The organism is Erwinia sp. QL-Z3 (assembly GCF_004551645.1).
In the GTDB taxonomy this organism is placed as follows: Bacteria; Pseudomonadota; Gammaproteobacteria; order Enterobacterales; family Enterobacteriaceae; genus Erwinia; species Erwinia billingiae.
In genome coordinates this window covers 3,905,487-3,931,779 of sequence record NZ_CP037950.1, presented here as the reverse complement: position 1 = coordinate 3,931,779, position 26,293 = coordinate 3,905,487, and the positions used below count along the sequence as shown (strand labels likewise).

General features: G+C 53.3%; 27 protein-coding genes. 12 read left to right on the top strand and 15 right to left on the bottom strand.

Annotated features, from left to right (window positions below; translation table 11 throughout):
• Positions 1–132 precede the first annotated feature (132 nt).
• On the top strand, positions 133–552 hold the full coding sequence (uraH, locus tag E2F51_RS18825; protein WP_134824241.1) for a hydroxyisourate hydrolase: 420 nt from the start codon (positions 133–135) through the stop codon (positions 550–552).
• 83 nt (positions 553–635) lie between these two features.
• Here the strand turns inward: uraH and E2F51_RS18820 are convergent, their stop codons facing one another.
• The 4 genes from E2F51_RS18820 to E2F51_RS18805 form a co-directional block, all read right to left on the bottom strand.
• Positions 636–2,567, bottom strand: coding sequence for a methyl-accepting chemotaxis protein (locus E2F51_RS18820; RefSeq protein ID WP_134824915.1), 1,932 nt, complete (start codon positions 2,565–2,567; stop codon positions 636–638).
• A 457-nt stretch (positions 2,568–3,024) separates the two neighbouring features.
• Positions 3,025–3,264, bottom strand: a complete 240-nt coding sequence (locus tag E2F51_RS18815) for a hypothetical protein (RefSeq protein WP_013202343.1) — start codon at positions 3,262–3,264, stop codon at positions 3,025–3,027.
• Positions 3,265–3,659: 395 nt separating this feature from the next.
• A complete protein-coding gene (locus E2F51_RS18810) occupies positions 3,660–4,835 on the bottom strand; it encodes an MFS transporter (RefSeq protein ID WP_134824240.1) in 1,176 nt (391 codons plus the stop codon).
• Positions 4,836–4,921: 86 nt separating this feature from the next.
• A complete protein-coding gene (locus tag E2F51_RS18805; RefSeq protein WP_134824239.1) occupies positions 4,922–6,058 on the bottom strand; it encodes an alpha/beta hydrolase in 1,137 nt (378 codons plus the stop codon).
• A gap of 168 nt (positions 6,059–6,226) precedes the next feature.
• Here E2F51_RS18805 and E2F51_RS18800 point away from each other — a divergent pair, with 168 nt between their 5' ends.
• From E2F51_RS18800 to E2F51_RS18790, 3 genes are all read left to right on the top strand, one after another.
• Complete coding sequence (locus tag E2F51_RS18800) at positions 6,227–7,111, top strand: LysR family transcriptional regulator (protein WP_134824238.1); 885 nt, start codon at positions 6,227–6,229, stop codon at positions 7,109–7,111.
• 173 nt (positions 7,112–7,284) lie between these two features.
• Positions 7,285–7,560, top strand: a complete 276-nt coding sequence (locus E2F51_RS18795) for a metal/formaldehyde-sensitive transcriptional repressor (protein WP_013202339.1) — start codon at positions 7,285–7,287, stop codon at positions 7,558–7,560.
• 332 nt (positions 7,561–7,892) lie between these two features.
• On the top strand, positions 7,893–9,002 hold the full coding sequence (locus E2F51_RS18790; RefSeq protein WP_134824237.1) for an S-(hydroxymethyl)glutathione dehydrogenase/class III alcohol dehydrogenase: 1,110 nt from the start codon (positions 7,893–7,895) through the stop codon (positions 9,000–9,002).
• Positions 9,003–9,107: 105 nt separating this feature from the next.
• Here E2F51_RS18790 and E2F51_RS18785 read toward each other — a convergent pair whose 3' ends face one another.
• The 7 genes from E2F51_RS18785 to E2F51_RS18750 all read right to left on the bottom strand — a co-directional run bounded on the left by E2F51_RS18785 (position 9,108) and on the right by E2F51_RS18750 (position 13,254).
• Positions 9,108–9,545: a hypothetical protein gene (locus tag E2F51_RS18785; protein WP_167738415.1), complete on the bottom strand. Its 438-nt coding sequence runs from the start codon at positions 9,543–9,545 to the stop codon at positions 9,108–9,110.
• Between the two features lie 160 nt (positions 9,546–9,705).
• The gene (grxB, locus tag E2F51_RS18775) at positions 9,706–10,353 is read right to left on the bottom strand and encodes a glutaredoxin 2 (RefSeq protein WP_134824914.1); all 648 of its coding nucleotides are present in this window, start codon (positions 10,351–10,353) and stop codon (positions 9,706–9,708) included.
• 31 nt (positions 10,354–10,384) lie between these two features.
• Positions 10,385–10,738, bottom strand: a complete 354-nt coding sequence (locus E2F51_RS18770) for a putative quinol monooxygenase (RefSeq protein ID WP_134824235.1) — start codon at positions 10,736–10,738, stop codon at positions 10,385–10,387.
• A 115-nt stretch (positions 10,739–10,853) separates the two neighbouring features.
• Positions 10,854–11,051 (bottom strand): 4-oxalocrotonate tautomerase family protein, encoded by a 198-nt coding sequence (locus E2F51_RS18765; protein WP_013202334.1) that lies wholly within the window; start codon positions 11,049–11,051, stop codon positions 10,854–10,856.
• Between the two features lie 122 nt (positions 11,052–11,173).
• On the bottom strand, positions 11,174–12,094 hold the full coding sequence (locus E2F51_RS18760; protein ID WP_134824234.1) for a LysR family transcriptional regulator: 921 nt from the start codon (positions 12,092–12,094) through the stop codon (positions 11,174–11,176).
• Positions 12,095–12,268: 174 nt separating this feature from the next.
• Complete coding sequence (locus E2F51_RS18755) at positions 12,269–12,868, bottom strand: nitroreductase family protein (protein ID WP_134824233.1); 600 nt, start codon at positions 12,866–12,868, stop codon at positions 12,269–12,271.
• Positions 12,869–13,044: 176 nt separating this feature from the next.
• Entirely contained in the window at positions 13,045–13,254 is a 210-nt protein-coding gene (locus E2F51_RS18750) for a YdgH/BhsA/McbA-like domain containing protein (protein ID WP_013202331.1), read from the bottom strand.
• Between the two features lie 300 nt (positions 13,255–13,554).
• Between E2F51_RS18750 and E2F51_RS18745 the strand changes: the two genes are divergently transcribed.
• Positions 13,555–15,915, top strand: coding sequence for a phosphoketolase (locus E2F51_RS18745; protein WP_134824232.1), 2,361 nt, complete (start codon positions 13,555–13,557; stop codon positions 15,913–15,915).
• Positions 15,916–16,000: 85 nt separating this feature from the next.
• On the opposite strand, the gene chaB is transcribed toward E2F51_RS18745, so the two are convergent.
• The 4 genes from chaB to pspF form a co-directional block, all read right to left on the bottom strand.
• Positions 16,001–16,234 (bottom strand): putative cation transport regulator ChaB, encoded by a 234-nt coding sequence (gene chaB / locus E2F51_RS18740; RefSeq protein ID WP_134824231.1) that lies wholly within the window; start codon positions 16,232–16,234, stop codon positions 16,001–16,003.
• Positions 16,235–16,307: 73 nt separating this feature from the next.
• Positions 16,308–17,273, bottom strand: coding sequence for a putrescine export ABC transporter permease SapB (gene sapB, locus E2F51_RS18735; protein ID WP_013202328.1), 966 nt, complete (start codon positions 17,271–17,273; stop codon positions 16,308–16,310).
• Positions 17,274–17,275: 2 nt separating this feature from the next.
• Positions 17,276–18,898 (bottom strand): ABC transporter substrate-binding protein SapA, encoded by a 1,623-nt coding sequence (gene sapA / locus E2F51_RS18730; RefSeq protein WP_134824230.1) that lies wholly within the window; start codon positions 18,896–18,898, stop codon positions 17,276–17,278.
• Positions 18,899–19,225: 327 nt separating this feature from the next.
• Positions 19,226–20,215 carry a phage shock protein operon transcriptional activator gene (pspF, locus tag E2F51_RS18725; RefSeq protein WP_013202326.1) on the bottom strand — a complete coding sequence of 330 codons (990 nt, stop codon included), beginning with the start codon at positions 20,213–20,215 and terminating at the stop codon, positions 19,226–19,228.
• Between the two features lie 174 nt (positions 20,216–20,389).
• On the opposite strand from pspF, the gene pspA reads away from it, so the two are divergent.
• The 7 genes from pspA to tyrR all read left to right on the top strand — a co-directional run bounded on the left by pspA (position 20,390) and on the right by tyrR (position 26,234).
• On the top strand, positions 20,390–21,055 hold the full coding sequence (gene pspA, locus E2F51_RS18720; RefSeq protein ID WP_134824229.1) for a phage shock protein PspA: 666 nt from the start codon (positions 20,390–20,392) through the stop codon (positions 21,053–21,055).
• Positions 21,056–21,127: 72 nt separating this feature from the next.
• A complete protein-coding gene (gene pspB, locus E2F51_RS18715; protein WP_013202324.1) occupies positions 21,128–21,355 on the top strand; it encodes an envelope stress response membrane protein PspB in 228 nt (75 codons plus the stop codon).
• Positions 21,352–21,717, top strand: coding sequence for an envelope stress response membrane protein PspC (gene pspC, locus E2F51_RS18710; protein ID WP_134824228.1), 366 nt, complete (start codon positions 21,352–21,354; stop codon positions 21,715–21,717). The genes pspB and pspC overlap by 4 nt, the downstream gene beginning before the upstream one ends.
• Before the next feature lie 54 nt (positions 21,718–21,771).
• Positions 21,772–22,008: a phage shock protein PspD gene (pspD, locus tag E2F51_RS18705; RefSeq protein WP_134824227.1), complete on the top strand. Its 237-nt coding sequence runs from the start codon at positions 21,772–21,774 to the stop codon at positions 22,006–22,008.
• Positions 22,009–22,071: 63 nt separating this feature from the next.
• Entirely contained in the window at positions 22,072–23,469 is a 1,398-nt protein-coding gene (locus E2F51_RS18700; protein WP_134824226.1) for a YcjX family protein, read from the top strand.
• Complete coding sequence (locus E2F51_RS18695) at positions 23,466–24,524, top strand: YcjF family protein (RefSeq protein WP_134824225.1); 1,059 nt, start codon at positions 23,466–23,468, stop codon at positions 24,522–24,524. Before E2F51_RS18700 ends, E2F51_RS18695 begins: the two co-directional genes overlap by 4 nt.
• A gap of 147 nt (positions 24,525–24,671) precedes the next feature.
• Positions 24,672–26,234 (top strand): transcriptional regulator TyrR, encoded by a 1,563-nt coding sequence (tyrR, locus tag E2F51_RS18690; protein WP_134824224.1) that lies wholly within the window; start codon positions 24,672–24,674, stop codon positions 26,232–26,234.
• Positions 26,235–26,293: the final 59 nt, after the last annotated feature.

Genomic DNA, 26,293 nt, shown 5'->3' with positions numbered 1-26,293 from the left:
GGAAGGTGGGAGGTGATCGGCCGGGAAGAGCGCGGGAAGACAATCTGGGAAATTTCAGATATTTGAGAGAAAAATTGAGTGAGCTATCAATGTCGTTGAATATAGCTAGCAATTACAACACGGAGCTAACTCATGAACACTTTCCCTAAAATTGTCTTTCTATCGCTTTTCGCCGCCTCCTGCACAGCCGGTGCTGCGCAAACTGCGCCCGTTGCCAATCCGCTCAGCGTCCATGTCCTCAACCTGGAAACGGGTACGCCAACGCCGGGCGTGGAAGTTGAACTCCAACAGCGCCAAAAAGACAACTGGGTTAACCTGGCGTCAGGCAAAACGGATAGCCATGGGCGCATCGCTGCACTGTTTCCGCAGGATAAGCCGATGACTGAAGGCGATTACAAGGTGGTATTCAAAACCGGCGATTACTATAAGAGCGCGGGCAAGCCAACGTTTTTCCCTGAGATCCCGGTGTTGTTCCATGTGGAAAATGGCGGGCATTACCATATCCCGTTACTTCTGAGCCAGTACGGTTATTCGACCTATCGCGGTAACTAACGGAAACCGTCTTGTTTACCGAGCGGTCTTTTTTCGCAAATGGGCCCGTTGCCTGAGGTGACGGGCCCTTTTGGGTCAGAGGCTCAGGATGCGGTACGGAAAACGGCCACCATGTCCCGAAGGTGAGCCGCACGGTGTGCCAGATCATCTGCAGAGGTGGCCGATTCCTCAACCAGCACGGCGTTTTGTTGGGTTACCTGATCCATTTGATTTACGGCGATATTAATCTGCGTTATACCGCTGCTTTGCTCAGCGGATGAGGTTGAAATATCGCGGATCAATTGTGAGGTCTGCTCAATGGCCTCCACGCTCTGCCTGACCCTATCTCCTGCATTCTTAGCCATAGCGATCCCCTCATGAGCATGATCAACCGACTGCTCAATTAACCCTTTAATCTCTTTCGCTGCAGCAGCCGAACGTTGCGCAAGGGCGCGTACTTCAGAGGCGACCACCGCAAATCCTTTGCCTGATTCCCCGGCACGCGCCGCTTCAACCGCGGCATTCAGCGCCAGAATATTGGTCTGGAAAGCGATGCCGTCAATCACGCTGGTAATCTCTTCAATTTTTCCGGAACTGCCGCGGATCTTATGCATTGTTTCCATCACGGATTCCATGGCATTCCCACTGAGAAGGGCAGCATTGGTTGCCGATTCTGCCATGGTGGACGCGTAGCGGGTATTTTCTGCGTTATGACTAATGATGGACGCTAACTGCTCCATACTCGCGGCAGTCTCAGCAAGCGAAGCCGCCTGCTGTTCGGTACGAGAAGAGAGATCGCCGTTACCGCTGGCTATCTCTTCGGAAGAGGTTGCGATGGTGACAGCATTGGATTTGATGCCCGATACAAGCTCTGCCAAACGGTTCTGCATCAGTAGCAACGCGTTTAACAACGTGGACATCTCATTCGTTCCTGTCACCGTAAATGAGGTCGTTAAATCGCCTGCAGCCACTTTGCTTGCCGCATTAACCGCCAATTCCACCGGTCCGGTGACCGATCGCGAAATCATAACCGCCGTATACACCGCGAGTAACGCGATACTGAATAAGCCGGCCAGCAGCCAAAATTGAGCATGGCGTTTTTCGGTTGCCTGACTTTCCAGCATCTGGGACAGTTTATCCGCGCTATTCGACCCTAACTCTGCGTAACGGTTTATTGACTGGGTGAAAACGCGAATGTATTCGTCGGGCGCGACGGTAACGCTTTTACTGACAAAGATATGCTCCGCCAGTTGCAGGGCGTCATTGGCCTGCTTATTCGCATCCTGATCTGAACGGGCAAAGATTTCACGCAGGCTGGGTTCGATAGTGAACACTTTTTCCATATTGCTATTGAACTGTGCGAGGGCGGTTTTGCCACTTTCGATTTGAAACGCCATACGACTGCGATCCGCGTCGGTGACGTTATTGCCCGCAGCAATCACAGACGCGCCACTGGCTCTGATTTGTCCGAGGGTTTCGGTCAGCTGAGGTAAGCGACTAAAAATACTGATAATAAACTGATAAGTATTGAGATCGGCATCCAGCGTTAAGCCATAAAAATCCAGCACATTCTGATTCGCTATCAGCAGTTTTTGAATCAGGCTGGCGTGGCGCTGCAGGCTGTCAGACAGGCTCAGTCTCCCGGCTAAAATATCGTTTTGCAACTGCTGCCAATCATCATTGAACGTCGCCAAACTGGTCAGCGGCTGGGCAGTGTTATCCACCTGCTTGAGGTCGGTGATGATCGTTGTGAGATCCCGGCTGGCATCTTCAGCCAACGCCAGGCGAGGCGCGTTGTCAGGTTTATGTTGAGAAATCGCAATGGCGCTTTCGGCGCGGTGACGCTGGATTTTATTAAGCAGCGTCAGCATTTTTTTCTCTACCGGAATGCCGCTGAGTTCAATTTTTTTTGCATCAATAGCCTGACTGCCGCTTTGAATGAATAAAGCCGTGGGCAAAAAAAACAGAATCGCTGAAAACAGCCCAAGCAGTAAAAACTTAGCAGGCAAACTGGTGCGGTTAAGTAGGTTTTTCATTCTTATTTCCTGGTGTAAGAGTACTGATTGTTTTTGGTCAGACAGACCCATTAGGCAATTTTTTTAGTTATTTTTTATCCATTAACATCAATCTTTGCAGGTGTGGATACGCTAATTTTTATCTTTTAGTGGATGCTTCAGAGGTTTATTCATCCTCCCCGCTTAATCAGAAAAATTGTATTATAGGTGGCGATCAGGGAATTGACAGGTGAATAAACGACTAAATTTACTGGAGGTAAAAATAAAGCCAAATTAATTTTTAGTATTGTTTTTCAGGGTGTTATGGTTTTATTTTTCGGGCCTTTGCGACGTTGCGCGCTCTATCAGTGAGAAACAATCATTCATTATCAGCCTAAGGAATTGCTGAGGCGCGGATGAAGGGCGGGAAATGGACTTTAATTTTGGATAGGGTTCAATACAACATTACAAGCCTCAGGAACCCTGTGAGCAGAACGGCTTATTTTTTCTTTTGAGACAAAAGGGCAAAATTAGGATGCTCTCCGGCCAGTAACAAAAGCAATTCGTATTCTCCCTGGCTGAGCGGGGTTGGATTCTTTCCCGTCTCTTTCATCTGCCAGACCCGCAGGCTGAGATCGAAACGCTCTGCGGCAGTTTGCTGAGAGAAGCCGGCGGCGATCCTGAGTTCACGAATGTTATGCTTTACGGCCACCGGCCGTTCTATAAGTTGATTTCTCATAAAGATTTTCCTGATGCCTCTCGCAGGGTGGCGCCGGTTATGTCGTTGTTAATACGTCATTTTATATTCGCGTCTGACTGTATTCTGCGGAGGCAATTTTATGTGTTTGGGGTTGTAGTGTAGGTATTCCCTGGTGCTGTCATTACAAATGATAAGGGTTATCGCTTAACTACATAGTGCACTTTATAATAGCGTGCTACTTATGTCGTATGTCTATTGTGGCACTCAACTGAAAAAAGTAAAACATTCCCGTGATTAAATAAATGTATCGTCTCCGTATAAATATTTCGTTAAAGAAAATGAAAACGTCATCCGTCAAACTGCATTTACTCTTCGCGGGAAAATGGCGGCGTGGCTTCAGGAGAAGTTGCGGGGCAGTGTGAAACCCCGGCGTTTTATTGAGATCGAGAGGTGAACAATGTCAGGACAACCGCACTAAGCAGCAACAGACCGCTCAGTCCAAACGCGCTCAGCCAGCCCAGATGATCAAACACCATCCCGCCAGCCGTTGACCCCAGGGCGATCGACAGCTGTACGACGGCCACCATCAGACCGCCGCCTGCCTCGGCATTCTCCGGCAGCGTCCGTGCAATCCATGTCCACCATCCCGTTGGTGCGGCAGTTGCAAGCATTCCCCAAAGCCCTAATAGCGGCGCAACCAACCAGACGTTGTGACCCGCTAGCATTAACAGTCCGGCGATAATGGCCATAAGAAAAGGGATGGCAATGAGCGTCGGGTAAAACCGCGCGTTGAGAAAGAGGGAAACGATTAACGTCCCAACCAAACCTGAAACACCGATAATAAGCAAAATCAGTGATAAGCCGGACGGGTTTACCTGAGTGACGGTTTCCAGAAACGGGCGCACATAGGTAAATAAGGTAAACTGCCCCATAAAAAATAAACCACACGCCAGCATACCAATTAAAACAACAGGACGGCTTAATAGCCTAAAAACGCTCCCGCGAGGCTGATTTGTCTTATTACCGGGCATATCTGGCAGACTCAAGCATTGCCAGATGAAGGCGACCAGCGCAACAGGGACAATGCAGATGAAGGCGCCGCGCCACCCGATGGTTGCGCCAAGATAGCTCCCCAAGGGGGCTGCCACGACAGTCGCCAGCGCATTGCCGCCATTAAAAATAGCCAGCGCATGGGATACCCGATGCGAGGGCACCAGACGAATGGCCGTTGCCGCAGACAGAGACCAGAATCCACCGATGGCAATACCAATCAGCGCACGTCCTGACATATAGACCAGATAGCTGGAAGCCTGCGCGATGATCATCCCCGATATGGCCATTAATACCGTCATCCCCAGCAGAAGGTGTTTGCGGTTAATATTGGCGGCAATGTCAGAAATTGTCAGACTGGTCAATACCGCCAGTGCGCCGGAGATGGCGATTCCAAGCCCAGCCAGCCCTTCGGTGACGTCTAAATCGTTGGCAACCGGCGTGAGCAGGCTGACCGGCAAAAATTCAGAAGCAACCAGGACGAAAGCGCAGAGGGTCATCGCAAAAATACCATTCCAGTTTGCACGCTGCGGGTTAAGGGATGTTTTAACTATCGACATAGTATTAACTTCTCTAAATATCAGTCCCGAATGAGAAACCGCCTGTCGCTGACAGGAGGTTTTATAAACCAATCATTCTCGGGAGGTTAACGTAAGCGGGTTTTAAAGAACGTATCAAAGCGGGTGAAAGGTATCTTACCGGCAACGTTGTCGTATAAATCGACATGGTTAGCGCCCGGGACAATCACCAGTTCTTTATCTTTGCTGCCAACCGCCTTAAAGGCATCTTCCGCAAAATAGCGTGAATGGGCTTTTTCACCGGTAACAATTAACGTTGGAATCGTGATTTCATTGGCATAGCTCAGCAATGGCATATTCATAAACGATAAGGGCGTTGTGGCTGTCCAGGCACCGGCAGAGTTAACCGAACGCGGATGGAACCCGCGCGGCATACGGTAATAATCGAAGAACTCTTTCAACACCGGATTGGGATTTGCGGGTAAGGTTTCCGGTAGAATACGTTCGGAAGTCGTTACTTTCCCGCTCTCATCAACGTAAATATCATGACCCGCATAGGCGGTTTTGCCGCTTTCTGCATCCTTCCAACGCTGCTCGTTCAGATAGTGTAATACCGCACGGCGATCGGCCGTTGAATAGCGGTCTTTTCCGTCGCCAACACCATGGCCCATGGCGCGGCTCATGTCGTACATAACGCTGGTCGCGACCGCTTTGACGCGGGTATCCATTGCTGCTGCATTCAGCGCCATACCTCCCCAGCCGCAGATGCCGAGAATACCGATGCGGTTGCGATCGACCTCTTTTTGTAAACCAAGGAAATCTACCGCAGCACTAAAGTCTTCGGTATTGATATCCGGAGAGGCAACATTGCGGGGCGAGCCGCCGCTTTCCCCGGTATAGGAGGGATCAAAGGCCAGGGTAACAAACCCATCTTCTGCCAGAGTCTGCGCGTATAAACCGCTGGATTGCTCTTTAACTGCGCCAAAGGGACCGCTGACCGCAATTGCCGCAAGCTTGCGGTCTCCACGATCTTTAGGAATATACAGATCGCCGACCAGAGTGATCCCGTAACGGGTTGGGAAGGTCACCTTACGATGTTCGACCTTACTGCTTTCAACAAAGGTTTTGTCCCATTTCGCCACCATCGACACGGGCGCATTTGGATTGGTTGATTCAGCGTGACTCATTGTTGTAACACCACTTAATGACGTGCATAGCAGTAATGCGGGTATAACAGCTGTGACTTTACGGGTGAAAATTTTCATAAAAGACTCCCCTTGAAAAACACGGTGTGAATGCAGTTTCCGCAAGGGAAGGCGCTGCATTTGAGCTCGAAAGGGGGATTATACTTAGCGTAAATAGTGCTGATTAGACGGTGAAGAGTGCTAGGATTCATACCCTATTGGTATAGATCGAGATGCACGGAGACGGTGATGGCCAAACGGGAAAACTACAATGAGCTTTACCTGTTTATGCAGGTGGTGCGGGAAGGCAGTTTTACTGCCGCAGCGCAGCGGCTTGGGCTCGCTCAGTCTGGCATTAGCCGTTCTGTCCGCGAGCTTGAGGAAAGGTTAGGGGTACAACTTTTGGTCCGTACCACACGCAGGCTATCGCTGACCCAGGCCGGTGAGCAGCTCTACAAGACGGCGGAGACCGGATTCGATGCTCTGAATAGTGGACTGGCCACACTGGCACATTATCGTCAGACGCCTTCTGGCACCGTGCGTATTAATGCCAGCCAGCATGCCATAGATAAAGTCCTCCTGCCCAAGCTGGCGGTTTTTCAACAACGTTATCCGGATATCCGGCTGGAACTGATCAGCGAAAGCCGGTTTGTCGATATCATTGCGGAAAGATTCGATGCTGGCATACGCCTTGGTCCTGAGGTCGGACAGGGCATGATCGCGGTGCGGATTACGCCCGATATGGAGATGGCGATTGTTGCTACACCTGAACATTTTCGTCGTTATGGTTTTCCACAAACTCCTGAGGATTTAGTGGCCCATCCCTGTATTGCCTACCAGTTTGCCGACGGCAGCGTGTATGCATGGGAACTTAACCAGCAGGCAAAAAAAATCACCCACCGGCCTCAGGGACAATGGGCCTTTTCTGACAGTTATATGGAGGCCGAAGCCGCCAGGCGTGGTCTTGGATTGGCATATGTTCCAGAGGAACTGGTATCCGATGATCTGCAGCGGGGGAGATTGGTCAGAGTGTTACAGCGTTTCAGCCAACGCCTCGACGGTTCATTCCTCTATTATCCGCATCGGAATGTGTCACCGGCATTAAGAATCGTGATTGATGCATTAAAAACCTGAAGGTTGAGGGTGGGGGTATTGGTGAAGCCGTTCCCCTCTGGCAAACTGTCCGCTATCGTCCATCACTGAAGGCGTTAAGGTCTTTCTGGGGGAATAATTTATCCTGTCAGTTTTCGCCCATATCAGTTATAACGTCATGTCATAATATACCCCGGTACCCTATATGAGGATGTATGCCACACTCCCCCGAAGATAAGAAACGCGCGCTAAACAGAATAAAAAGGATTCAGGGGCAATGCGAAGGGATACAGCGTTCGCTGGAAGCGGGTGCGGATTGTGCCCCGGTACTGATGCAAATGGCAGCAGTCAGAGGCGCGATGAATGGCCTGATGACCGAAATCCTCGAAAGCTATATAAAAGAAGAGTTTGCCGGGAAACTGAAGCCTGACAGCGAGGCGGGTGAAGATATCGGTGAGCTGGTCAAGCTGGTCAAATCCTACTTCAAATAACGTCCTGTTAGTATGTTCAGTCATCTCAATGCAGGCAGCCAACCCACAGGCTGCTTTATGCCCAAAAATCAGCGCATCTTCTCAGTCAGCCAAAAATCAGGGGCACCCGCCAGAATATCGTCACAACCCTTCAGCGACATTTAAATTCTTTTTATAACAATCAATTAATTCATTAAGCACTATTTAATACCCAGAGCCTATATACCCCGTAGGGGTATGCGATCTATACTCTTCCCCATGATGAATCATTCATCCCTGCAGAGAGCGGCGAAACTGAGACTCACGATCTCTCCCTCCGCTTCCTCTAACCCTATTTATGTGGAGTGCAATATATGAAATCTCGTGCTGCGGTTGCGTTTGGTCCAGGCAAGCCTTTAGAAATTGTCGAGCTCGATGTTGAGCCGCCGCGTGCTGGCGAAGTGCTGGTGAAAATCAGCCACACCGGCGTGTGTCATACCGATGCCTTCACCTTGTCTGGCGACGATCCTGAAGGGGTGTTCCCTGCAGTGCTGGGCCATGAAGGTGCAGGTGTGGTGGTTGAAGTGGGTGAAGGGGTCACCAGCGTTAAGCCAGGCGATCACGTCATCCCGCTGTACACCGCTGAATGTGGCGAGTGCCTGTTCTGTAAATCCGGCAAAACCAATCTGTGTACCGCCGTCCGTGCCACCCAGGGCAAAGGCCTGATGCCAGATGGCACCACGCGTTTCTCCTATAACGGCCAGCCTATCTATCACTATATGGGCTGTTCAACATTCAGCGAGTACACCGTGGTTGCTGAAGTCTCGCTGGCGAAGATCAATCCGGAAGCCAATCACGAGCACGTTTGCCTGTTGGGTTGTGGCGTGACCACCGGTATTGGTGCGGTTCACAATACGGCTAAAGTGCAGGCAGGCGATTCGGTAGCAATCTTTGGCCTGGGCGGTATCGGCCTTGCAGCGATTCAGGGCGCGCGTCAGGCGAAAGCGGGTCGCATCATTGCTATCGACACCAACCCAGGCAAGTTTGAGCTGGCTAAACAATTCGGCGCGACCGACTGCATTAACCCAAACGATTTCGACAAGCCCATTCAGGAAGTCATTATTGAAATGACCGGCTGGGGTGTTGATCACTCATTTGAATGTATTGGCAATGTGAACGTGATGCGTGCCGCGCTTGAGTCTTCACACCGTGGTTGGGGTCAGTCCATCATTATTGGCGTCGCCGGTGCAGGTAAAGAGATCTCCACGCGTCCGTTCCAGTTGGTAACCGGTCGTCAGTGGAAAGGCTCGGCGTTCGGTGGCGTTAAAGGCCGCAGTCAGTTGCCTGGAATGGTTGAAGACGCGATGAAAGGGGATATTGAGCTTGAGCCGTTTGTCACGCATACCATGGGTCTGGATGACATCAACGATGCATTCGATCTGATGCACGAAGGTAAATCTATCCGCACCGTTATCCATTACTGATATCAGCCCGTCTTTTGAGGTAATGATCGCCCCTAAAATAACCGCTGCTTAGACCTGTTACCGGTTACCCCTGCTGGGAGTAACCGGTTTTTTTATGCCTGAAAGTCATGCGTAGTGGATGCCCGTAATAGCCAGGTGGTGTGTTATCTCACGGATAAATACCAACCCTGCCAGCACCTGTAGTGCATCCGTCGATAATGACAGCGGATGGTAGGAAAGTTCATCGGCCAGTTTAGTAAATGCCGCTTCAATAGGCTCCGGCGTGGCGGGGGATTCGCCCGCAAGATAGCTGTCACAGATGGCCCGTAATAAAGGACCGTGGCTGATCGCCGCACCGTGAATCGGTTGGATTGTCGAATCAGATTCAATAATCTCTTCGGTTCGGTAAATCATCATTTCAAGATGCCAGGCGGTGAGCGACGTCTCGGCGGTAATGCCGGACAGGATGTAATCCAGTCCTTTCGCCACATCAATTCGTTTCCCCGAATCTGGCCAGATAAACTGTGTGCTTTCAGGCAATAGCGAATATTCGACATTAAACATTTTTACACTCTCTTGCGATTTCAAAATACCAACTCGTCCAATGCATATTCTGCATGCAGCGGATTGCCGACTTATGCCTGACGTACGGAGTTTTCTCGATTTCGCCGCCGATCGCTTTGGTTCCGGGCGACGTTAACTCTTCGTCACCCGCAGACCGGCATTATATAGCGATATCGTCGTTGAGATTGACCTGAGATCGCAGGGCAATCTCTCTGCGCCAGGCATCAACCCGTGGCGGCCAGTGCATTCCCTTGACGATGGATAATGAACGCAGCAGGGGGAAAAGGCGAATATCGGTCAGTGATAATGTCTCACTGTCACGCTTCGTCACTGATATTAACGTTTCCAGCGCGGCAAGTTTCTCATTCATTTCCGCAACCAGCGAATCGGTTTGTTCAAGTAAAGACGGGAACGGGCCAAAAACAGCTTCTTTCTTAGCGGTAAAATACTGCCTTGCTGGCGCTTGACGAAACTCTTCAAAATCTGAACTCGCCCAGCGCGGGATCGCCAGTTGATAAATGCGTGTCGAAGCGTCATCCATCCAGCTTTCAATCGCTGAGTTTACAGATCCAGTCAGCATCGGCGAACCGTAGGTGGCATCAATATAGTTAACGATATCCAGACTCTCACCAATCGCCTCCTTGCTCTCGGTGACCAGCACTGGCAGCATTTTTTTCCCAATGAGTCGCGTTGGCGTGGCTTCATCATCATTTGGCAGCGTAACGATTTCACAGGCAACGTCTTTTAAGCCAAAAATCATGCGTGAACGCACGCAGAACGGGCAGTGATCGTAAACATACAGTTTCATAGCAGTGTCTTTTTTGGTCTGTTGAAGGAGTTTAGCGGGTAAAGCCATCGAAGGGTTTCATATACACGGCACCGAATGGGTTCAATCGTGCACGAATTTCATCATCCGGCTCACCGTAAACCGTCAGGCCGGTGATGGTGACCAAAGAGAGGAAGGCTTCGGCGAAAGGCGCGAACGTGATGTCGACATGGCTTACCACATCCTGCTGGCGATAACGCTCAACAATGTGGGCCGTTTTCTGGTCGTCGCTGACGCTGTAAACATAGCTGAGGGTGCCGGGCTCTTTGCTGGTGGCTTCGACCACACGGGAAACTAACTCTTTAAACGCCGGAAATTGTCCGTCATTGACGGCCAGGTGGAATACGCAGGTAATTTCATTTTTCATGAAGATCTCCAGAGATCGGGGAGGAGGCGGAAGTACAACGGAGAAAGCGGGGAGTGCGCACTGAAGTGGCACAGGCCGTTACGGACAAAGACATAACGGCCGGCATGGCTGCATCTCAGCCCGATTTTTTCAGCGTCTCAGCAAAAATCTCACCTGAAATTGCCCAGTTGTCGGTGGTGACGTCGTTGAAAATGACGTAGACATACTGTGGATCAACGTTGGCATGGGTGGCGATAGCGTCGGTCACCGCTTTAGCGATAGCCGGTTTGGCATCATCACGACCGTCGAACATCTGAATATTAACTACTGGCATGGTTAGACCCCTTCAAAAGTAGATGAACTGTCAGAACACCTGACGTTGAAGAAATCCTACGCCGAACGTGGAAGTGGATAAACAGGCTGAAAGGGCACAGAGTGTAGAATTAAATTCTACAATCACGCGAAGGCCTTTTGTCCGGCTAACGCGATAAGCTCATCAATGATAAAGCGCACGCCGGGCAGTAAATGACGGGCGCGTGGCCAGATCACATTCAGCTCGGTGGGGGCGGGATTGCAGGCCGAAAGTATCGGCACTAACTTGCCGCTTTGTATATGAGGCCGCAACAATGCTTGCGGAAACTGAATCAGGCCCGCGCCGGCAATGCAGGCATCGATCATCGCATCGCCATCACTTATTTGATGAAAAGGTGTGGGCTTAAGTCTGACATCTCTCCCCTCAGCATCACGAATCAACCAGCTGAGCGGTGCACCACCGCGCCAGGCGAGCACACAGCGATGATGATTGAGATCGTCCAGTGTCTCCGGCTTGCCGTAAGCCGACAGATAGTCAGGAGACGCGCAAATGATCAGCTGCTGGTCGTTCAGCTTGCGGGCGATAAGATCGGTGGTGTCTTTTACTGCGCCAAAACGAATCGCGAGATCGAAGCCAATATCCAGTGGGTCGATGATGCGGTCATTAAAGATGATCGTCAGCTTCAGGTGGGGATAGCGCTTTGTCATATCCATCAAAATCGGCATCATTACCGATCGGCCAAATGCCGCCGGCAAATCCATCCTCACCGTGCCCGTGGGTTCCGTCAGCTTAGAGCGCAATGCCATCTCGGCCATTTGCAGCGTTTCCAGCGCGCTCTGGCAACTGGCGAGATAGGCTTCACCTTCCGTCGTCAGGCTGATTTTTCGGGTGGTACGGTGGAACAGCGCGGTACCCAGATTATGTTCAAGGCGCTGAATACTTTTCCCAATTGCCGATTTCGACACCCCCAGCTGTTCAGCGGCTTCGGTAAAGCTGTTGGAGTTTGCCGCCGTCACAAAATGAACGATGCTGTTGAAGGATTCTGTGGAAATAACTGCTGGCATAGTGGGCGCCCGGATGAAAATCAGTGAGTTACTTTAGCGTAAACGCTAATTACCTACACGTTAATGATGACAGTGAAAAAGATAAATCAGGCAGGAAGAACAACAGGAGAAATGAATTGTTGAGAATAGAGGGGCCGTTAATAACAAGCCGCCTGGCGGCGGCCTGAAGAGGTTTTACTTTGCAATGATGAAGCGCTGGTCGTCATCAATGTAGGTTTTTTCGCCTGCTGGCGCTTCAATTGAGCCAAAGTTCATGTGTGCCCTCAATTTCCACGAGTCGGGGATCTGCCAGGCAGTCTTCACATCGCTGTCTATCAGGGGATTGTAGTGCTGCAGGTTAGCGCCAATGCCTTTTTCGGCCAGTGCCAGCCATACGGCGTACTGTGCAATGCCGGTACTGTGTTCAGACCAGACCGGGAAATTATCGGCATAAGAAGCAAACTGCTCCTGAAGCGTTTTCACCACGTCCTGATCTTCGAAAAACAGCACCGAGCCTGCTGCAGCGGCAAAGCCATCGACTTTGGCAGAGGTTCCCGCAAAGTGATCCGCCGGTACGATTTTTCTTAGCTGCTCACGGGTGATTTCCCAGAAACGGTTATGCTCATTTCCCAGCAGGATAACGATACGGGAACTTTGGGAGTTAAAGGCAGAAGGGGCCTGTTTCACCGCCTCTTTGATCGTATCGATCAGTTCTTCATCCGCGACAGGAATATCTTTACCCAGTGCATAAATAGTCCGGCGTTGTTTTGCCAGGGCCAGAAAGTGATTAGACATCGTATTTTCCTGTTGCTGAGTAGTATCGAAATGCATTTCCGTGGAATTTTCATTCCCGCTTTTGAAAATGCTGCTGAGTAGTTTGCTGAACATAGACAGGTATTCCTTCCGAAGTCACTGTGCGGGCAGAATTTAACGCTATCAGGGCCGCCGGACGGGCGACCCGAAGCGTTTTATTATTTAATCAGCTCTGCGGTCATGTGCACGAAATTGTTAGAGCTTGCTTCGGTGATTTTATATTTTGCACCGAGTTCCTGTGCCTGGGCGGCGATTTGTGCTTCTGCACCATCCAGAGAAGAGGCTGAAGCGGTGATGCTTTGCGCAAAGCTACCGAAAGAAATTGTAGAGAAGGCAATAATCGCAACTAAATTTTTGACTGATTTCATGATCGTTTCCTGAGTTTTTTTTATTCATAATGAGGCGTTCTGCCTCGATGTGAAGAATGATACTCCTGATGATTATTTTGCGAAAGGCGGGTTATTTGCTGGTGTTTGTCAAAATATCTGAATGAGATTTGGGTGTGTTAACTGCTGCTACAACGTGGGCTAACGTTAATACCCTAAGGGTGACCGCTTCACCCGCCACCACGCGTCCATCCCATCCCAGCCACTGCCGTTCCGCTGGTTCGCGCGATCGGTGATCCTCGAGTAGGGTTAGTTAAAGGCTAACTATCGGGAGAAAAAGTGATGGCAGAAGAATCCGTGACCCACGAACTGGCGCTGCTGGATAAATACTGGCGTGCTGCAAACTATCTTTCGGTGGGGCAGATTTACCTGATGGGTAATCCGTTATTACGCAATCCTCTTTTGCCAGAGCACATCAAGCCCCGCCTGCTTGGGCACTGGGGAACCACGCCCGGCCTGAATTTTATTTACGCCCATTTGAACCGCATTATCCGTCAGCGCGATCGGGACCTGCTGTTTATCTGTGGGCCGGGCCACGGTGGGCCCGCGATGGTGGCAAACACCTGGCTTGAAGGCAGTTACAGTGAAATTTACCCCGACGTCAGCGAAGACGAAGCGGGTATGCAGCGACTGTTTAAACAGTTTTCATTTCCCGGCGGCATTCCCAGTCATGCAGCACCGGAAACGCCGGGTTCAATCAATGAAGGGGGCGAGCTGGGGTATTCTTTATCCCATGCCTTTGGCGCCGCTTTCGATCATCCCGAACTGATTGTGCCTTGTGTGATTGGTGACGGTGAAGCGGAAACCGGGCCGCTCGCCTCAAGCTGGCACGGTATAAAATTTCTTAATGCCCAGCGTGATGGCGCGGTACTGCCCATCTTGCATCTTAATGGCTATAAAATTGCCAGCCCGACCATTCTCGGGCGCAGCAGTGACGATGACCTCACACAGCTGTTTAGCGGCTATGGCTATGAGCCGCTGTTTGTCTCGGGGCACGAACCTGCCGACATGCATCAGCAAATGGCATCGGCACTGGATTCGGCTTTCTCCAAAATTGCCGATATCCAGCAGGAAGCCCGTTCGGGTAATGGCTCAGAGACTGTTCCACGATGGCCAATGATTGTGTTTCGCAGCCCGAAAGGCTGGACCGGGCCAAAAGAGGTAGATGGCAAAAAGGTCGAGGATTTCTGGCGTGCGCATCAGGTGCCGGTCTCGGCCTGTCGGGAAAACGACGCGCATCGGGAAATTTTAGAGAACTGGATGCGCAGTTATCAGCCGCAGGAACTGTTTGACGATAATGGCTCACTGATAGCTGAACTCCGCGCGCTGGTGCCTGCGGCGAATAAACGGATGGGGTCGTCACCTTATGCCAACGGCGGTCGCCTTCGTCGCGAGCTGAGCGCACCCGATATCCATGCGTTCGCGCTGGAGACCGGTCAGCCAGGCAGCACAACCGGCGGCGCTACGGAACAGTTGGGTCATTATCTCGCGGAGATATTCCACCGCAATCCTGATAATTTCCGTCTTTTTGGTCCGGATGAAACCGCATCGAACCGGCTCACCCCGGTATTCGACGCCACCAGCCGCAGCTGGATGGCGCCGCTGAAGACATATGATGAGCAGTTAGCCCGCGATGGCAGAGTGATGGAGATCCTCAGCGAACATCAGTGTCAGGGCTGGTTGGAGGGCTATCTTCTGACGGGCCGTCACGGCCTGTTTAACTGCTATGAAGCGTTTATTCATATCGTAGATTCGATGTTCAACCAGCACGCGAAATGGCTGAAGGTGACGCGCAAACTGGGGTGGCGCAAGCCGGTGTCGTCGCTGAATTATCTGCTTTCTTCACACGTCTGGCGGCAGGACCACAACGGTTACAGCCATCAGGATCCCGGCTTTATCGATCATGTTGCCAATAAGAAAGCCGACATCGTGCGGATTTACCTGCCGCCGGATGCCAACACGCTGCTGTGGGTAGGCGATCACTGTCTGCGCACCTGGGATCGCATTAATGTGATCGTGGCCGGCAAGCAGCCTTCACCGCAATGGCTGGATATGCCAGCTGCGATTGCCCATTGCGAAGCCGGTATGAGTGAGTGGCGTTGGGCGAGCAGTGAGGGCGAACCTGATGTGGTGATGGCCTGTGCCGGCGATGTGCCAACGCTGGAAACGCTGGCGGCAGTCGACCTGTTAGGTGAGATTTTGCCGGAATTACGCGTCCGCGTGGTTAATGTGGTCGACCTGCTGGCATTGCAAACCCAGCAGCAACATCCTCATGGCAAATCTGAGACGGAGTTTGATGCGCTGTTCACCCGCGATAAGCCGGTCGTTTTCGCTTTCCATGGTTATCCCAACCTGGTTCACCGACTGACCTATCAGCGTAACAATCATCATAACTTCCACGTGCATGGATTTAATGAAGAGGGGACCACCACTACGCCATTTGATATGACGGTGCTGAATGAGCTGGATCGTTATCACCTGGCGCTGTCGGCCATCCGCCATGTTCCGGGAGTGGCCGACCGTCATCCACAGGCCGTTGACGATCTGCAGCAACGTCTGCAGAAACACCATCATTACGTGCGCGAATATGGCGAAGACCTGCCGGAAATTCAGCACTGGGTGTGGTCGGGCACAAAAAAATAAACCGCCGGGCGGCGGTTCAGGTCAGCATAATGCGTGAGAATTTTCAGCAAGCCGCATCAGGATTTCCAGCGTTAAGGCCTTCTGATTACGATGACTTTTTATGCCACTTATCATCGTCGCCTTTTTCGTACTGATGCTTAACCGCCGCCCAGGCCACTTTATGGGCCACTTCTTCCCGCGAGCTGTCATCCTTGCGGTCTTTTTTATCTTTATACTCATTCCAGGCACTGTTAAATGCGGCCATATAAATGTCCTGGGCATGAGCAGGAAGCACATGCTGAACGCTGTCGGGTAAGGCACTTCGTGAATCGTAGGGCATGACTGACCTCCTTTAATCGATGCCTAAAGTCTGGCGCAGTCAGGCGATTTTTCAAGCTGCCCTGCGATTGCGCCTAGCGGACGGCGTTCCATTCCTTATGCTTCAGCGGCGTCAACGCGGCACCCAGAATATCGGCCAGCACGTTTACCGTGATCACCAGACCGCCCACCATCATCACCCCGGCGGAAATCGCCGCGTAATCCTGCTGACGAATGGCATCCACCAGCCAGCGACCAAGTCCCGGCCAGCTGAACACCACTTCGGTAATCATCGCCAGCGTTAGCATGGTGGAAAATTGCAGGCCCAGGCGTGGGATCACCGGTGGCAGGGCGTTATGCAGCACGTGGCGGCGAATGATGGTAAACCGTGACAGGCCGCGGGTGGCAGCCGCCTTAATATAGTTCTGCTCCATCACTTCGCGGGTACTGATGCGCAGCAGACGCACTACTTCCGTGGTCGGCGCGACGGCGAGGGCGGTGACCGGCAAAATCAGGTGCATCAGTGCACTGACCAGCATCTCATGGCGCCACGGCGAAGGACTGATCCAAGCATCAATCAGCGCGAAGCCGGTGACATTCTTCACCGGGTACAGCAGGTCAAAGCGCCCAGAAACCGGCAGCCAGCCGAGGTTCAGCGAGAAGAACAGCGTCAGTAGCAGCGCCAGCCAGAATACCGGCATCGAAAAACCCAGCAACGCCAGCGCGCTGATGGTTTTATCCTGCCATTTATTGCGCATCACGCCGGCGGCAATTCCCAGCGGAATACCAATAAACATCGCCAGCGCGAAAGCCATAATGCACAGCTCCAGCGTGGCGGGAAACACCTCGCGGATCTGCTGACCAATTGGTTCGCCGTTAATGCTTGAAACGCCAAAGTCCAGCTGGAACAGGCCTTTGTACCAGAAGAAGAAGGCGTCTGAGAGCGAGGCCCCTTGTAAAGGCGCATGCGGCGTAAAGTAACTGAGGCTGAAGCCCACCAGCGTCAGCATAAACAGGGTAACCAGCCACAGCACCAGGCGTCGCAGCGTATAAATCACCATGGTTATTTCTCCTCGCCTTTATCACGGTGCACGCCGGCAAACGACGCGTTACCGAACGGGCTCAACACCAGGCCCTGAATATCGTGGCGATAGGCCTGCAGGCGAAGGGAATAGGCCAGAGGCAGCACCGGCAGCGACTGGGCAAGCATGCGTTGTGCCTGATCGTAATAGTCAATGCGCGAAGCCAGCTGCTGAGAAAGCAACGCCTTATGCAGCACCTCGTCAAAGGCCGGGTCGCACCAGTGAGCATAGTTGGTCTGCGAGCCGATCGCCGCGCAGCTTAACAGCGGACGGAAGAAGCTGTCCGGGTCGTTACTGTCCGTCGACCAGCCCGTCAGCGTCAGGTCATGATTCATCTGCATCAGGCGCGCTTCCTGGAACCGGCCTTCAACCGAGACGATGGTTACCGTGACGCCGATTTGCGCCAGATCGGCCTGAATCAGCTCAGCCGTTTTTAACGGGCTGGGATTCCACGACTGGGACGCTGACGGCACCCATAAATTCAGATGCAGATCGGTCACGCCCAGCGCCTTTAGCTCTTCACGGGCTTTTTTCGGATTATATTCGGTCACTCTGGCTTCATTATCGTAAGCCCAGGACGCGCGCGGCAGAATAGATGCCGCGGTTTCCGCCGTGCCGTAATAAATGGATTCCATCAGACGTTCGTTGTTGATCGCCAGCGCCAGCGCCTGACGCACCTCAACGCGATCCAGCGGCGCTTTGCGGGTGTTAAACGCCAGATAGGCAATATTCATCCCCGGACGCAAGGTCAGACGCAGACGCGGATCGTCGCGCAGAATCGAAATCTGGCTGGCGGCAGGATAGGCCAGCACGTCGCACTCGCCGGTCAGTAACTTCGACAGGCGGCCCGTACCGCCAGCGCCCATATCAATCACTACCTGCGGCATGCGCGGCAGGCCTTTCCAGTACTCCGGATTACGCGCCAGACGGATATATTGCCCGGTGCGATAGCTGCTTAACATAAACGGACCGGTGCCGACCGGCTGGCGATCCATCTGTTCCTGGCGATCTTCCTTGGTCAAGCGATCGGCATATTCGGCGGAAAGCACCGGCGCATAATGGGTGGCGATGTGCCAGAGGAATGAGGCGTCCGGGTTGTGCAGGCGGATCTCAACGGTATTTTTATCCAGCTTCTTCACGCTTTGCACGGCATCGGCGAACTGCAGGCTGTCGAAATAGGGATAGCTGCCGCCATTGACGTTATGCCACGGCGACTGGCGGTCAAAAATGCGCTGAAAGCTGAACACCACATCGTCGGCATTCAGCGTGCGGGTAGGGGAGAACCAGGCTGTTTTCTGGAAATGGACATTGTCCCGCAGATGAAAACGGTAGGTGGCGCCGTTATCCAGCACTTCCCAGCTTTGCGCCAGTTCCGGGATCAGCCGGTAGGTATAGGGGTCAACATCCAGCAGACGGTCATACAGCTGGGCCGCCAGCGTATCAACCACCAGGCCGCCGCTGGCTAACTGTGGGTTAAAGGTGGTGACCGCGCCGTTGACGCAATAGACAAAACCGCTCTGACGAATATCGCCGGGCGAAGCGGACCAGGTTGAGGCACTGAACAGGCTCAGCCCCAGCAGAAGCGTGGAGAATAATGTGCGCATAAGTCATCTGAAAAATCAGGCAATAGTCAGAGTGTACCGCACTCTCCGGTCTGCCCCAAAGTTTGCCGGGATAACTGACGTTTTTTCCGACAAAAAGGGAATAAAAGGTTTCCCTGCACTGTTCAGGGGTGTTCAGAATACGCCCAATGTTACTATGGTAATGAGAAATATTCTCAACAAAGTACTTTACAGTTGATACTGCGAATGATTATTATTCTCCTGCGCTTCGACGGTGGCTCTACCGAAGAAGAGCACGACATTGCTCACATTGCTTCCAGTATTTTTTAGCCCGCCTCGAGCGGGCTTTTTTTTGTCTGCCGTCAGGGCTTACTTATCGACATTGATGCCGTGCTTTTTCATCATCGCGCGCAGCTGGTGATAGGTAACGCCCAGTAATTCCGCCGCGCGACGCTGGCTATAGCGGGCCTGAGCCAGGCTTTTATCCAGCAGATCTTTCTCCTGCTGATTCTGCCAGCGGCGCAGATCCAGAGGTAAATCAGGCAGGCTGCCAGCCTCAGCCACTTCAGTCTCCCTGGCAGGCTGCTGGCGCTTAAAAGGGTTGATAATGATGCTGTCCAGCTCCTGATCGACTTCGCTATGGCGATAGACCGAGCGCTCAACCACATTCTTTAACTCGCGGACGTTACCCGGCCAGCCGTAGTCCAGCAGGATCTGCTTTGCCTGCGCCGAAAAGCCGGGGAACAGCGGCAGGCCAAGCTCGCGGCACATCTGAATGGCAAAATGCTCGGCCATCACCAGAATATCGCTGCGTCGTTCGCGCAATGGCGGCAACTGAACCACATCAAACGCCAGGCGATCGAGCAGGTCGGCGCGGAATTTCCCCTCCTGCGCCAGCAGCGGCAAATCATCGTTGGTGGCACAGACCAGCCGCACGCTCACCTGCAGCGGCTGGCTGCCGCCAACGCGCTCCAAATGCCCGTACTCAATTACTCGCAGCAGTTTTTCCTGTACCAGCATCGGTGCGGTGGCCAGCTCATCGAGGAATAGGGTGCCGCCATCAGCACGTTCGAAGCGGCCCAGATGGCGCTTTTGCGCGCCGGTAAAGGCGCCGGCTTCATGGCCGAACAGTTCCGAATCCAGCAGGTTTTCATTCAGCGCCGCACAGTTGAGGGAGATAAACGGCCCCTGCCAGCGGTCGGACAGGTAATGCAGACGGCTGGCGATCAGCTCTTTCCCGGTTCCCCGCTCGCCAATGACCAACACCGGCTTGTTCAACGGCGCCAGACGGGAAACCTGCTCAAGCACTTCGAGAAAGTTATTTGACTCGCCGAGCAGCGTCTCGTTATTTTCGCTCATGAAATTCACCAGATGTTAGTTATTTACACCACATTAACCAATCGGCATCAGCCTGTAAACAGTGAGAATGCCCATAAATCAATAAGATAAAAGTTGGCACGCGATTTGAATAGGTAATAGCGTCGACGCAGATGACTGCGCACATTCAATAAGACACTACCGAGGACTTTGATTATGGGTATTTTTTCTCGCTTTGCCGATATCGTGAACGCCAATATCAATTCGCTGCTGGAGAAAGCAGAGGATCCGCAAAAGCTGGTACGCCTGATGATTCAGGAAATGGAAGACACGCTGGTCGAAGTGCGCTCGACCTCCGCCCGTGCGCTGGCAGAAAAGAAACAGCTGGTGCGTCGTATCGACCAGGCTGAAGTACAGCAGACCGAATGGCAGGACAAAGCCGAGCTGGCGCTGCGTAAAGAGAAAGACGATCTGGCCCGTGCGGCGCTGATCGAAAAACAGAAGCTGACCGAGCTGATTGTGTCACTGAAGCGTGAAGCTGAGCAGGTTGAAGAGACGCTGACCCGTATGAAAGGCGAAATTGGCGAGCTGGAGAAAAAACTCACCGAAACCCGCGCCCGTCAGCAGGCCCTGACCTTACGCCATCAGGCCGCTTCTTCTTCACGTGACGTGCGTCGTCAGCTGGACAGCGGTAAAATTGATGAAGCGATGGCCCGTTTCGAATCCTTTGAACGCCGTATCGATCATATGGAAGCCGAAGCAGAAAGCCAGAGCTTTGGTAAAAAGAAAACGCTGGATCAGGAATTTGCTGACCTGCACGCCGATGATGAAATCAGTGAGCAGCTGGCGGCGTTAAAAGCCAAAATGAACCGCAGTGAGTAATGCCTGTGCCCGGCATCCCTGGCTGGATGCCCGTTCCTGAAAATGTTCAGGTCGATATTTCAAGGAGAATGAATGAGCGCGTTATTTCTGGCCATACCCCTGACGATTTTCGTGCTGTTTGTGGCACCGATCTGGTTATGGCTTCATTACAGCAACCGTCAGAACAACGGCGCTGAGCTGTCACAAGGTGAACTGCAGCGTTTGCAGCAGTTAACTCAGGATGCTAAACGGATGCGTGAGCGTGTGCAGGCGCTGGAAGAAATTCTGGATGCAGAGCACCCGAACTGGAGGCAGCCATGAGCGGCGTAACCATTAAGGGCAAAAAGCTTTACCGCATTCCTGCTCGCGGCAAAGTGAAGGGCGTTTGCGCCGGCGTGGCCGAATATCTGGATATCCCGGTACGTCTGGTGCGGGTGATTGTGGTGCTGTCGATGTTCTTTGGCCTGTTTTTCTTCACCCTGATCGCCTATTTCGGCCTGGCGTTTGTGCTGGATGAGATGCCAGATGAACTGGACAGAAATGGCGAAAGAGCGCCAACTGCGCACCAGCTGCTGGATCAACTGGGCGCCGAGCTGAACGGTGGCGAAGCCAGCCTGAGGAACATGGAGCGTTACGTTACCTCGGAAACCTTCAGCGTCCGCAGCCGTTTTCGTCAGCTATAATCCCTCTGAGCGGGCTCGTTCGCGGGCCTTTCTCTTCTTTTCAGGAGTACATTTATGCGTAACTGGCAATCATCTGTAAAAAGTAACGCCGCGCCCGCGTTCAAGAGGGTGGGGAAATTTGTGCTGATTAGCGCACTGACTTACGGACCTGGCGGTCTGGCCGGTTGGGCGGTTAAATCTGTCGCCCACCGTCCGCTGAAAATCTTCCTTGCCTGGGCACTGGAACCCTTACTGCGTCGTGCCGTGCGTGGCGCTACCGCCCGCTGGAATAAGTCTAAAACCTTGCCTTAATTTGCTACACTTGCCGTCCCGAATACTGCTGTAAACAGAACAATAAAAGGTGCCGACACCACAATGAACCGACTTCAAAATGAATTGCTGTCGCTGGTGAATCGGGGCGCGGATCGCCACCTGCGCCTTGCTGTCACTGGCCTCAGCCGCAGCGGGAAAACCGCTTTTATCACCTCTCTGGTTAATCAACTCCTCAACGTCAATTCCGGCGCGCGCCTGCCGATGTTTTCCGCCGTTCGCGAAGAGCGGCTGTTAGGCGTTAAGCGCGTGCCACAGCGTGATATGGGCATTCAGCGCTTCACCTACGACGAAGGTCTCTCCCAGCTTTATGCGTCGCCGCCGGACTGGCCAACGCCAACCCGCGGCGTCAGCGAAATGCGTCTGGCGCTGCGCTATCGCTCACGAGAATCGCTGCTGCGGCATTTCAAAGATACTTCAACGCTCTATCTGGAAATTGTCGACTATCCCGGCGAGTGGCTGCTGGATTTGCCGATGCTGGCCCAGGATTACCTCGGCTGGTCGCGGCAGATGACCGGTTTGTTGCAGGGCGATCGCGCCAGCTGGTCTGAACGCTGGAAAACCCTGTGCCAAGGTCTGGATCCGCTGGCACCGGCTGATGAAAATCGGCTGGGTGAAATTGCGGCGGCCTGGACAGAATACCTGCTGAAATGTAAGCAGGAAGGCCTGCATTTTATTCAGCCCGGTCGCTTTGTGCTGCCCGGCGATATGGCCGGCGCGCCCGCGCTGCAGTTCTTCCCGTGGCCACAGCTGGATGAGAGTCATGAAGCCCGGTTGGCGCAGGCGGATGCCAGTACCAACATCGGTATGCTGCGCGCGCGCTTTAACTACTATTGCCAGCATGTGGTCAAAGGTTTCTATAAAAACTACTTCCTGAAATTCGACCGCCAGATCGTGCTGGTCGACTGTCTGCAACCGCTGAACAGTGGCCCGCAGGCGTTTAACGATATGCGCCTCGCGTTGACCCAGTTGATGCAGAGCTTCTCCTACGGCCAGCGCACGCTGTTTCGCCGCCTGTTCTCGCCGGTAATCGATAAGCTGCTGTTTGCCGCCACCAAATCCGATCACGTCACCGCGGATCAGCACGCCAATCTGGTGTCACTGCTGCAGCAGCTGGTGCAGGACGCCTGGCAGAACGCGGCGTTTGAAGGCATCACCATGGACTGTATGGGCCTGGCCTCGGTGCAGGCGACCCAAAGTGGCTTGGTGGATCATCAGGGTGAGAAGATCCCGGCATTGCGCGGTCATCGCCTGGCGGATAATGAACCGCTCACCGTCTATCCCGGTGAAGTGCCGCCACGCCTGCCGGGCAATGCATTCTGGCAGCAACAGGGTTTTCACTTTGAACAATTCCGGCCACAGGATTTGGATGTGGATCGTCCACTGCCGCACATCAGGATGGATGCCGCGCTGGAGTTTTTACTGGGAGATAAATTGCGATGAATACGCCAATTAAACCTCGAATTGATTTTGCTAAGCCACTGGAAGCCGAAACGCTGCCGAATCTGAAGGCGGCACAGGCATTTGAGCAGCAGAATGCGGTTTTCGTCCCGGAAGATCCCGATCTTGAGCCTGTCGAAGAGGGCGAAGGTGAACGCGTGGTTGAAGCGGCCCTGCGGCCAAAACGCAGTCTGTGGCGCAAAATGGTCAAGGCCGGTCTGGCAGTGCTGGGGGCAAGCGTGGTCGCGCAGGGCGTGCAGTGGGCGCACAATGCCTGGCTCCAGCAGGACTGGATAGCGATGGGCGGCTGTGTCGCCGGTGGATTAATTGTGTTTGCCGGCGCGGGTTCACTGATTGCCGAATGGCGTCGCCTGTATCGCCTGCGTGAGCGTGCGGAAGAAAGGGATGTGGCGCGGGAATTACTCGCCAGTCACGGCATGGGCAAAGGGCGGGCGTTCTGTGAAAAGCTGGCCAGACAGGCCGGGCTGGATCAGGGACACCCGGCGCTGCAACGCTGGCATGCCTCGCTGCATGAAACCCACAACGATCGCGAAATCGTTGGTCTGTATGCCCAGCTGGTTCAACCGGTGTTAGATCGTCAGGCCAGGCGTGAAATTGGCCGTAGTTCGGCTGAGTCGACCCTGATGATCGCCGTCAGCCCGCTGGCGCTGGTGGCGATGGCGTTTATCGCCTGGCGAAACCTGCGTCTGGTGAACCGTATCGCCGCCATTTATGGCATTGAATTGGGCTACTTTAGCCGTATCCGCCTGTTCCGTCTGGTGCTGCTTAATATCGCGTTTGCCGGTGCGTCCGAACTGGTCAGGGAAGTGGGGATGGACTGGATGTCTCAGGATCTGGCCGCGCGCTTTTCCGCCCGTGCCGCGCAGGGGATTGGTGCCGGGCTGCTGACCGCCAGGTTGGGGATCAAAACCATGGAATTGTGCCGTCCGCTGCCGTGGATTGAAGGTGACAAACCCCGTCTGGGTGATTTCCGTCGCGATCTGATTGTCCAGCTGAAAGAAACCCTGCAGAAAGGGCCAGTAACCCCCGAAAAATAGTCGAAAGTTTACGCGCCAACCCGGATTATTGCTGGGTTGGTGCGCATTCAGCACGGTCCCTGTCAACTTTTCATTCCAGACCACTACTGGCGCTCACGCCGATAGAGTATCATCAGACAAAGCCCGAATAATGAAAGGTTGCCCCTTATGCGTCTGGAAGTTTTTTGCCAGGACCGACTTGGTCTTACCCGCGAATTGCTCGATCTCCTGGTGGAGCGAAACATCGATTTGCGCGGAATTGAAATTGCCTCAATCGGGCGCATCTACCTCAACTTCAGTCCGGTTGAATTTGAATTGTTCAGCCAGCTGATGGCAGAAATCCGCCGTATTCCCAGCGTAACCGATGTCAGAACGGTCAACTTCCTTCCTTCGGAACGTGAACACCGTGCGCTCAGCGCGCTGCTGGTCGCGCTGCCGGAACCGGTGTTTTCTATCGATATGAAAAGCAAAGTGGAGCTGGCGAACCCGGCGGCACAGGGATTGTTTGCGCTCAACGAAGAGAAGATGCGTAATTTTGGCGCCGGTGCATTGATCCCCGGTTTCAACTTTCAACGCTGGCTGGAGAATGAGCGCATTGAACCTCAGGCTCACCATGTGGTGATTCAGGGGCGCGATTTCCTGATGGAGATCACCCCGATTTACGCCGCGGGTGAGGTGGTTAACCCGGTGGGTGCGGTGGTCATGTTGAAATCCACCGCCAGAATGGGCCAGCAGTTGCAAAACCTGGCGGTGAATGACGACAGCGAATTTGACCACATCGTCGCGGTGACGCCGAAAATGCGTCAGGTGGTCGATCAGGCGCGCAAACTGGCGATGCTTGATGCACCGTTGCTGATTGTCGGCGATACCGGCACCGGCAAAGATATGCTGGCCCGTGCCTGTCATCTGCGCAGTGCGCGGGGCAAAAAGCCGTTCCTGGCGCTGAACTGCGCCTCGTTGCCGGACGATGTGGCCGAAAGCGAACTGTTTGGCCATGCGGCCGGGGCCTATCCGAACGCGCTGGAAGGCAAGAAGGGCTTCTTCGAACAGGCCAGCGGCGGCTCCGTGCTACTGGATGAAATTGGCGAAATGACCCCAAGGATGCAGACCAAGCTGCTGCGTTTCCTCAATGACGGCACCTTCCGCCGCGTGGGCGAAGAACATGAAGTGCATGTGGATGTGCGGGTGATCTGTGCCACGCAGAAGAATCTGACCGAAATGGTGCATCGCGGGGAGTTCCGCGAAGATCTGTTCTACCGCCTCAATGTCCTGACGCTAAACCTGCCACCGCTGCGCGATCGACCGCAGGATATTCTGCCGTTGACCGAAATGTTTGTGGCCCGGTTTGCCGATGAGCAGGGCGTGGCCAGACCAAAACTCGCGCCACAGCTGAATGCGTTCCTCAGCCGTTATACTTGGCCGGGTAACGTGCGCCAGTTAAAGAATGCGTTGTATCGGGCGCTGACTCAGCTTGAAGGTCATGAACTGCGTCCGCAGGATATCATCCTGCCGGAGTTCGCCATGGAGATGCCGTTAGGCGAGGAAGTGATGGAAGGGTCGCTGGATGAGATTACCAGCCGCTTTGAGCGTTCAATCTTAACCCGGCTTTATCTCTCGTATCCCAGCACGCGCAAACTGGCAAAACGACTGGGCGTGTCTCACACCGCAATTGCCAATAAACTGCGTGAATACGGGCTGAGCCAAAAGAAAGTGGATCCAGAGAGTAAATAAAAAAGCAGGGCGGAAACACGCCGCCCTGCCTTAACACGTCGCGGTGACGAGGGGAGGTA

Coding starts and splice junctions, on each gene's coding strand:
- uraH (WP_134824241.1), top strand. CDS start 133: ATGAACACTTTCCCTAAAATTGTCTTTCTATCGCTTTTCGCCGCCTCC.
- E2F51_RS18820 (WP_134824915.1), bottom strand. CDS start 2,567: ATGAAAAACCTACTTAACCGCACCAGTTTGCCTGCTAAGTTTTTACTG.
- E2F51_RS18815 (WP_013202343.1), bottom strand. CDS start 3,264: ATGAGAAATCAACTTATAGAACGGCCGGTGGCCGTAAAGCATAACATT.
- E2F51_RS18810 (WP_134824240.1), bottom strand. CDS start 4,835: ATGTCGATAGTTAAAACATCCCTTAACCCGCAGCGTGCAAACTGGAAT.
- E2F51_RS18805 (WP_134824239.1), bottom strand. CDS start 6,058: ATGAAAATTTTCACCCGTAAAGTCACAGCTGTTATACCCGCATTACTG.
- E2F51_RS18800 (WP_134824238.1), top strand. CDS start 6,227: ATGGCCAAACGGGAAAACTACAATGAGCTTTACCTGTTTATGCAGGTG.
- E2F51_RS18795 (WP_013202339.1), top strand. CDS start 7,285: ATGCCACACTCCCCCGAAGATAAGAAACGCGCGCTAAACAGAATAAAA.
- E2F51_RS18790 (WP_134824237.1), top strand. CDS start 7,893: ATGAAATCTCGTGCTGCGGTTGCGTTTGGTCCAGGCAAGCCTTTAGAA.
- E2F51_RS18785 (WP_167738415.1), bottom strand. CDS start 9,545: ATGTTTAATGTCGAATATTCGCTATTGCCTGAAAGCACACAGTTTATC.
- grxB (WP_134824914.1), bottom strand. CDS start 10,353: ATGAAACTGTATGTTTACGATCACTGCCCGTTCTGCGTGCGTTCACGC.
- E2F51_RS18770 (WP_134824235.1), bottom strand. CDS start 10,738: ATGAAAAATGAAATTACCTGCGTATTCCACCTGGCCGTCAATGACGGA.
- E2F51_RS18765 (WP_013202334.1), bottom strand. CDS start 11,051: ATGCCAGTAGTTAATATTCAGATGTTCGACGGTCGTGATGATGCCAAA.
- E2F51_RS18760 (WP_134824234.1), bottom strand. CDS start 12,094: ATGCCAGCAGTTATTTCCACAGAATCCTTCAACAGCATCGTTCATTTT.
- E2F51_RS18755 (WP_134824233.1), bottom strand. CDS start 12,868: ATGTCTAATCACTTTCTGGCCCTGGCAAAACAACGCCGGACTATTTAT.
- E2F51_RS18750 (WP_013202331.1), bottom strand. CDS start 13,254: ATGAAATCAGTCAAAAATTTAGTTGCGATTATTGCCTTCTCTACAATT.
- E2F51_RS18745 (WP_134824232.1), top strand. CDS start 13,555: ATGGCAGAAGAATCCGTGACCCACGAACTGGCGCTGCTGGATAAATAC.
- chaB (WP_134824231.1), bottom strand. CDS start 16,234: ATGCCCTACGATTCACGAAGTGCCTTACCCGACAGCGTTCAGCATGTG.
- sapB (WP_013202328.1), bottom strand. CDS start 17,273: ATGGTGATTTATACGCTGCGACGCCTGGTGCTGTGGCTGGTTACCCTG.
- sapA (WP_134824230.1), bottom strand. CDS start 18,898: ATGCGCACATTATTCTCCACGCTTCTGCTGGGGCTGAGCCTGTTCAGT.
- pspF (WP_013202326.1), bottom strand. CDS start 20,215: ATGAGCGAAAATAACGAGACGCTGCTCGGCGAGTCAAATAACTTTCTC.
- pspA (WP_134824229.1), top strand. CDS start 20,390: ATGGGTATTTTTTCTCGCTTTGCCGATATCGTGAACGCCAATATCAAT.
- pspB (WP_013202324.1), top strand. CDS start 21,128: ATGAGCGCGTTATTTCTGGCCATACCCCTGACGATTTTCGTGCTGTTT.
- pspC (WP_134824228.1), top strand. CDS start 21,352: ATGAGCGGCGTAACCATTAAGGGCAAAAAGCTTTACCGCATTCCTGCT.
- pspD (WP_134824227.1), top strand. CDS start 21,772: ATGCGTAACTGGCAATCATCTGTAAAAAGTAACGCCGCGCCCGCGTTC.
- E2F51_RS18700 (WP_134824226.1), top strand. CDS start 22,072: ATGAACCGACTTCAAAATGAATTGCTGTCGCTGGTGAATCGGGGCGCG.
- E2F51_RS18695 (WP_134824225.1), top strand. CDS start 23,466: ATGAATACGCCAATTAAACCTCGAATTGATTTTGCTAAGCCACTGGAA.
- tyrR (WP_134824224.1), top strand. CDS start 24,672: ATGCGTCTGGAAGTTTTTTGCCAGGACCGACTTGGTCTTACCCGCGAA.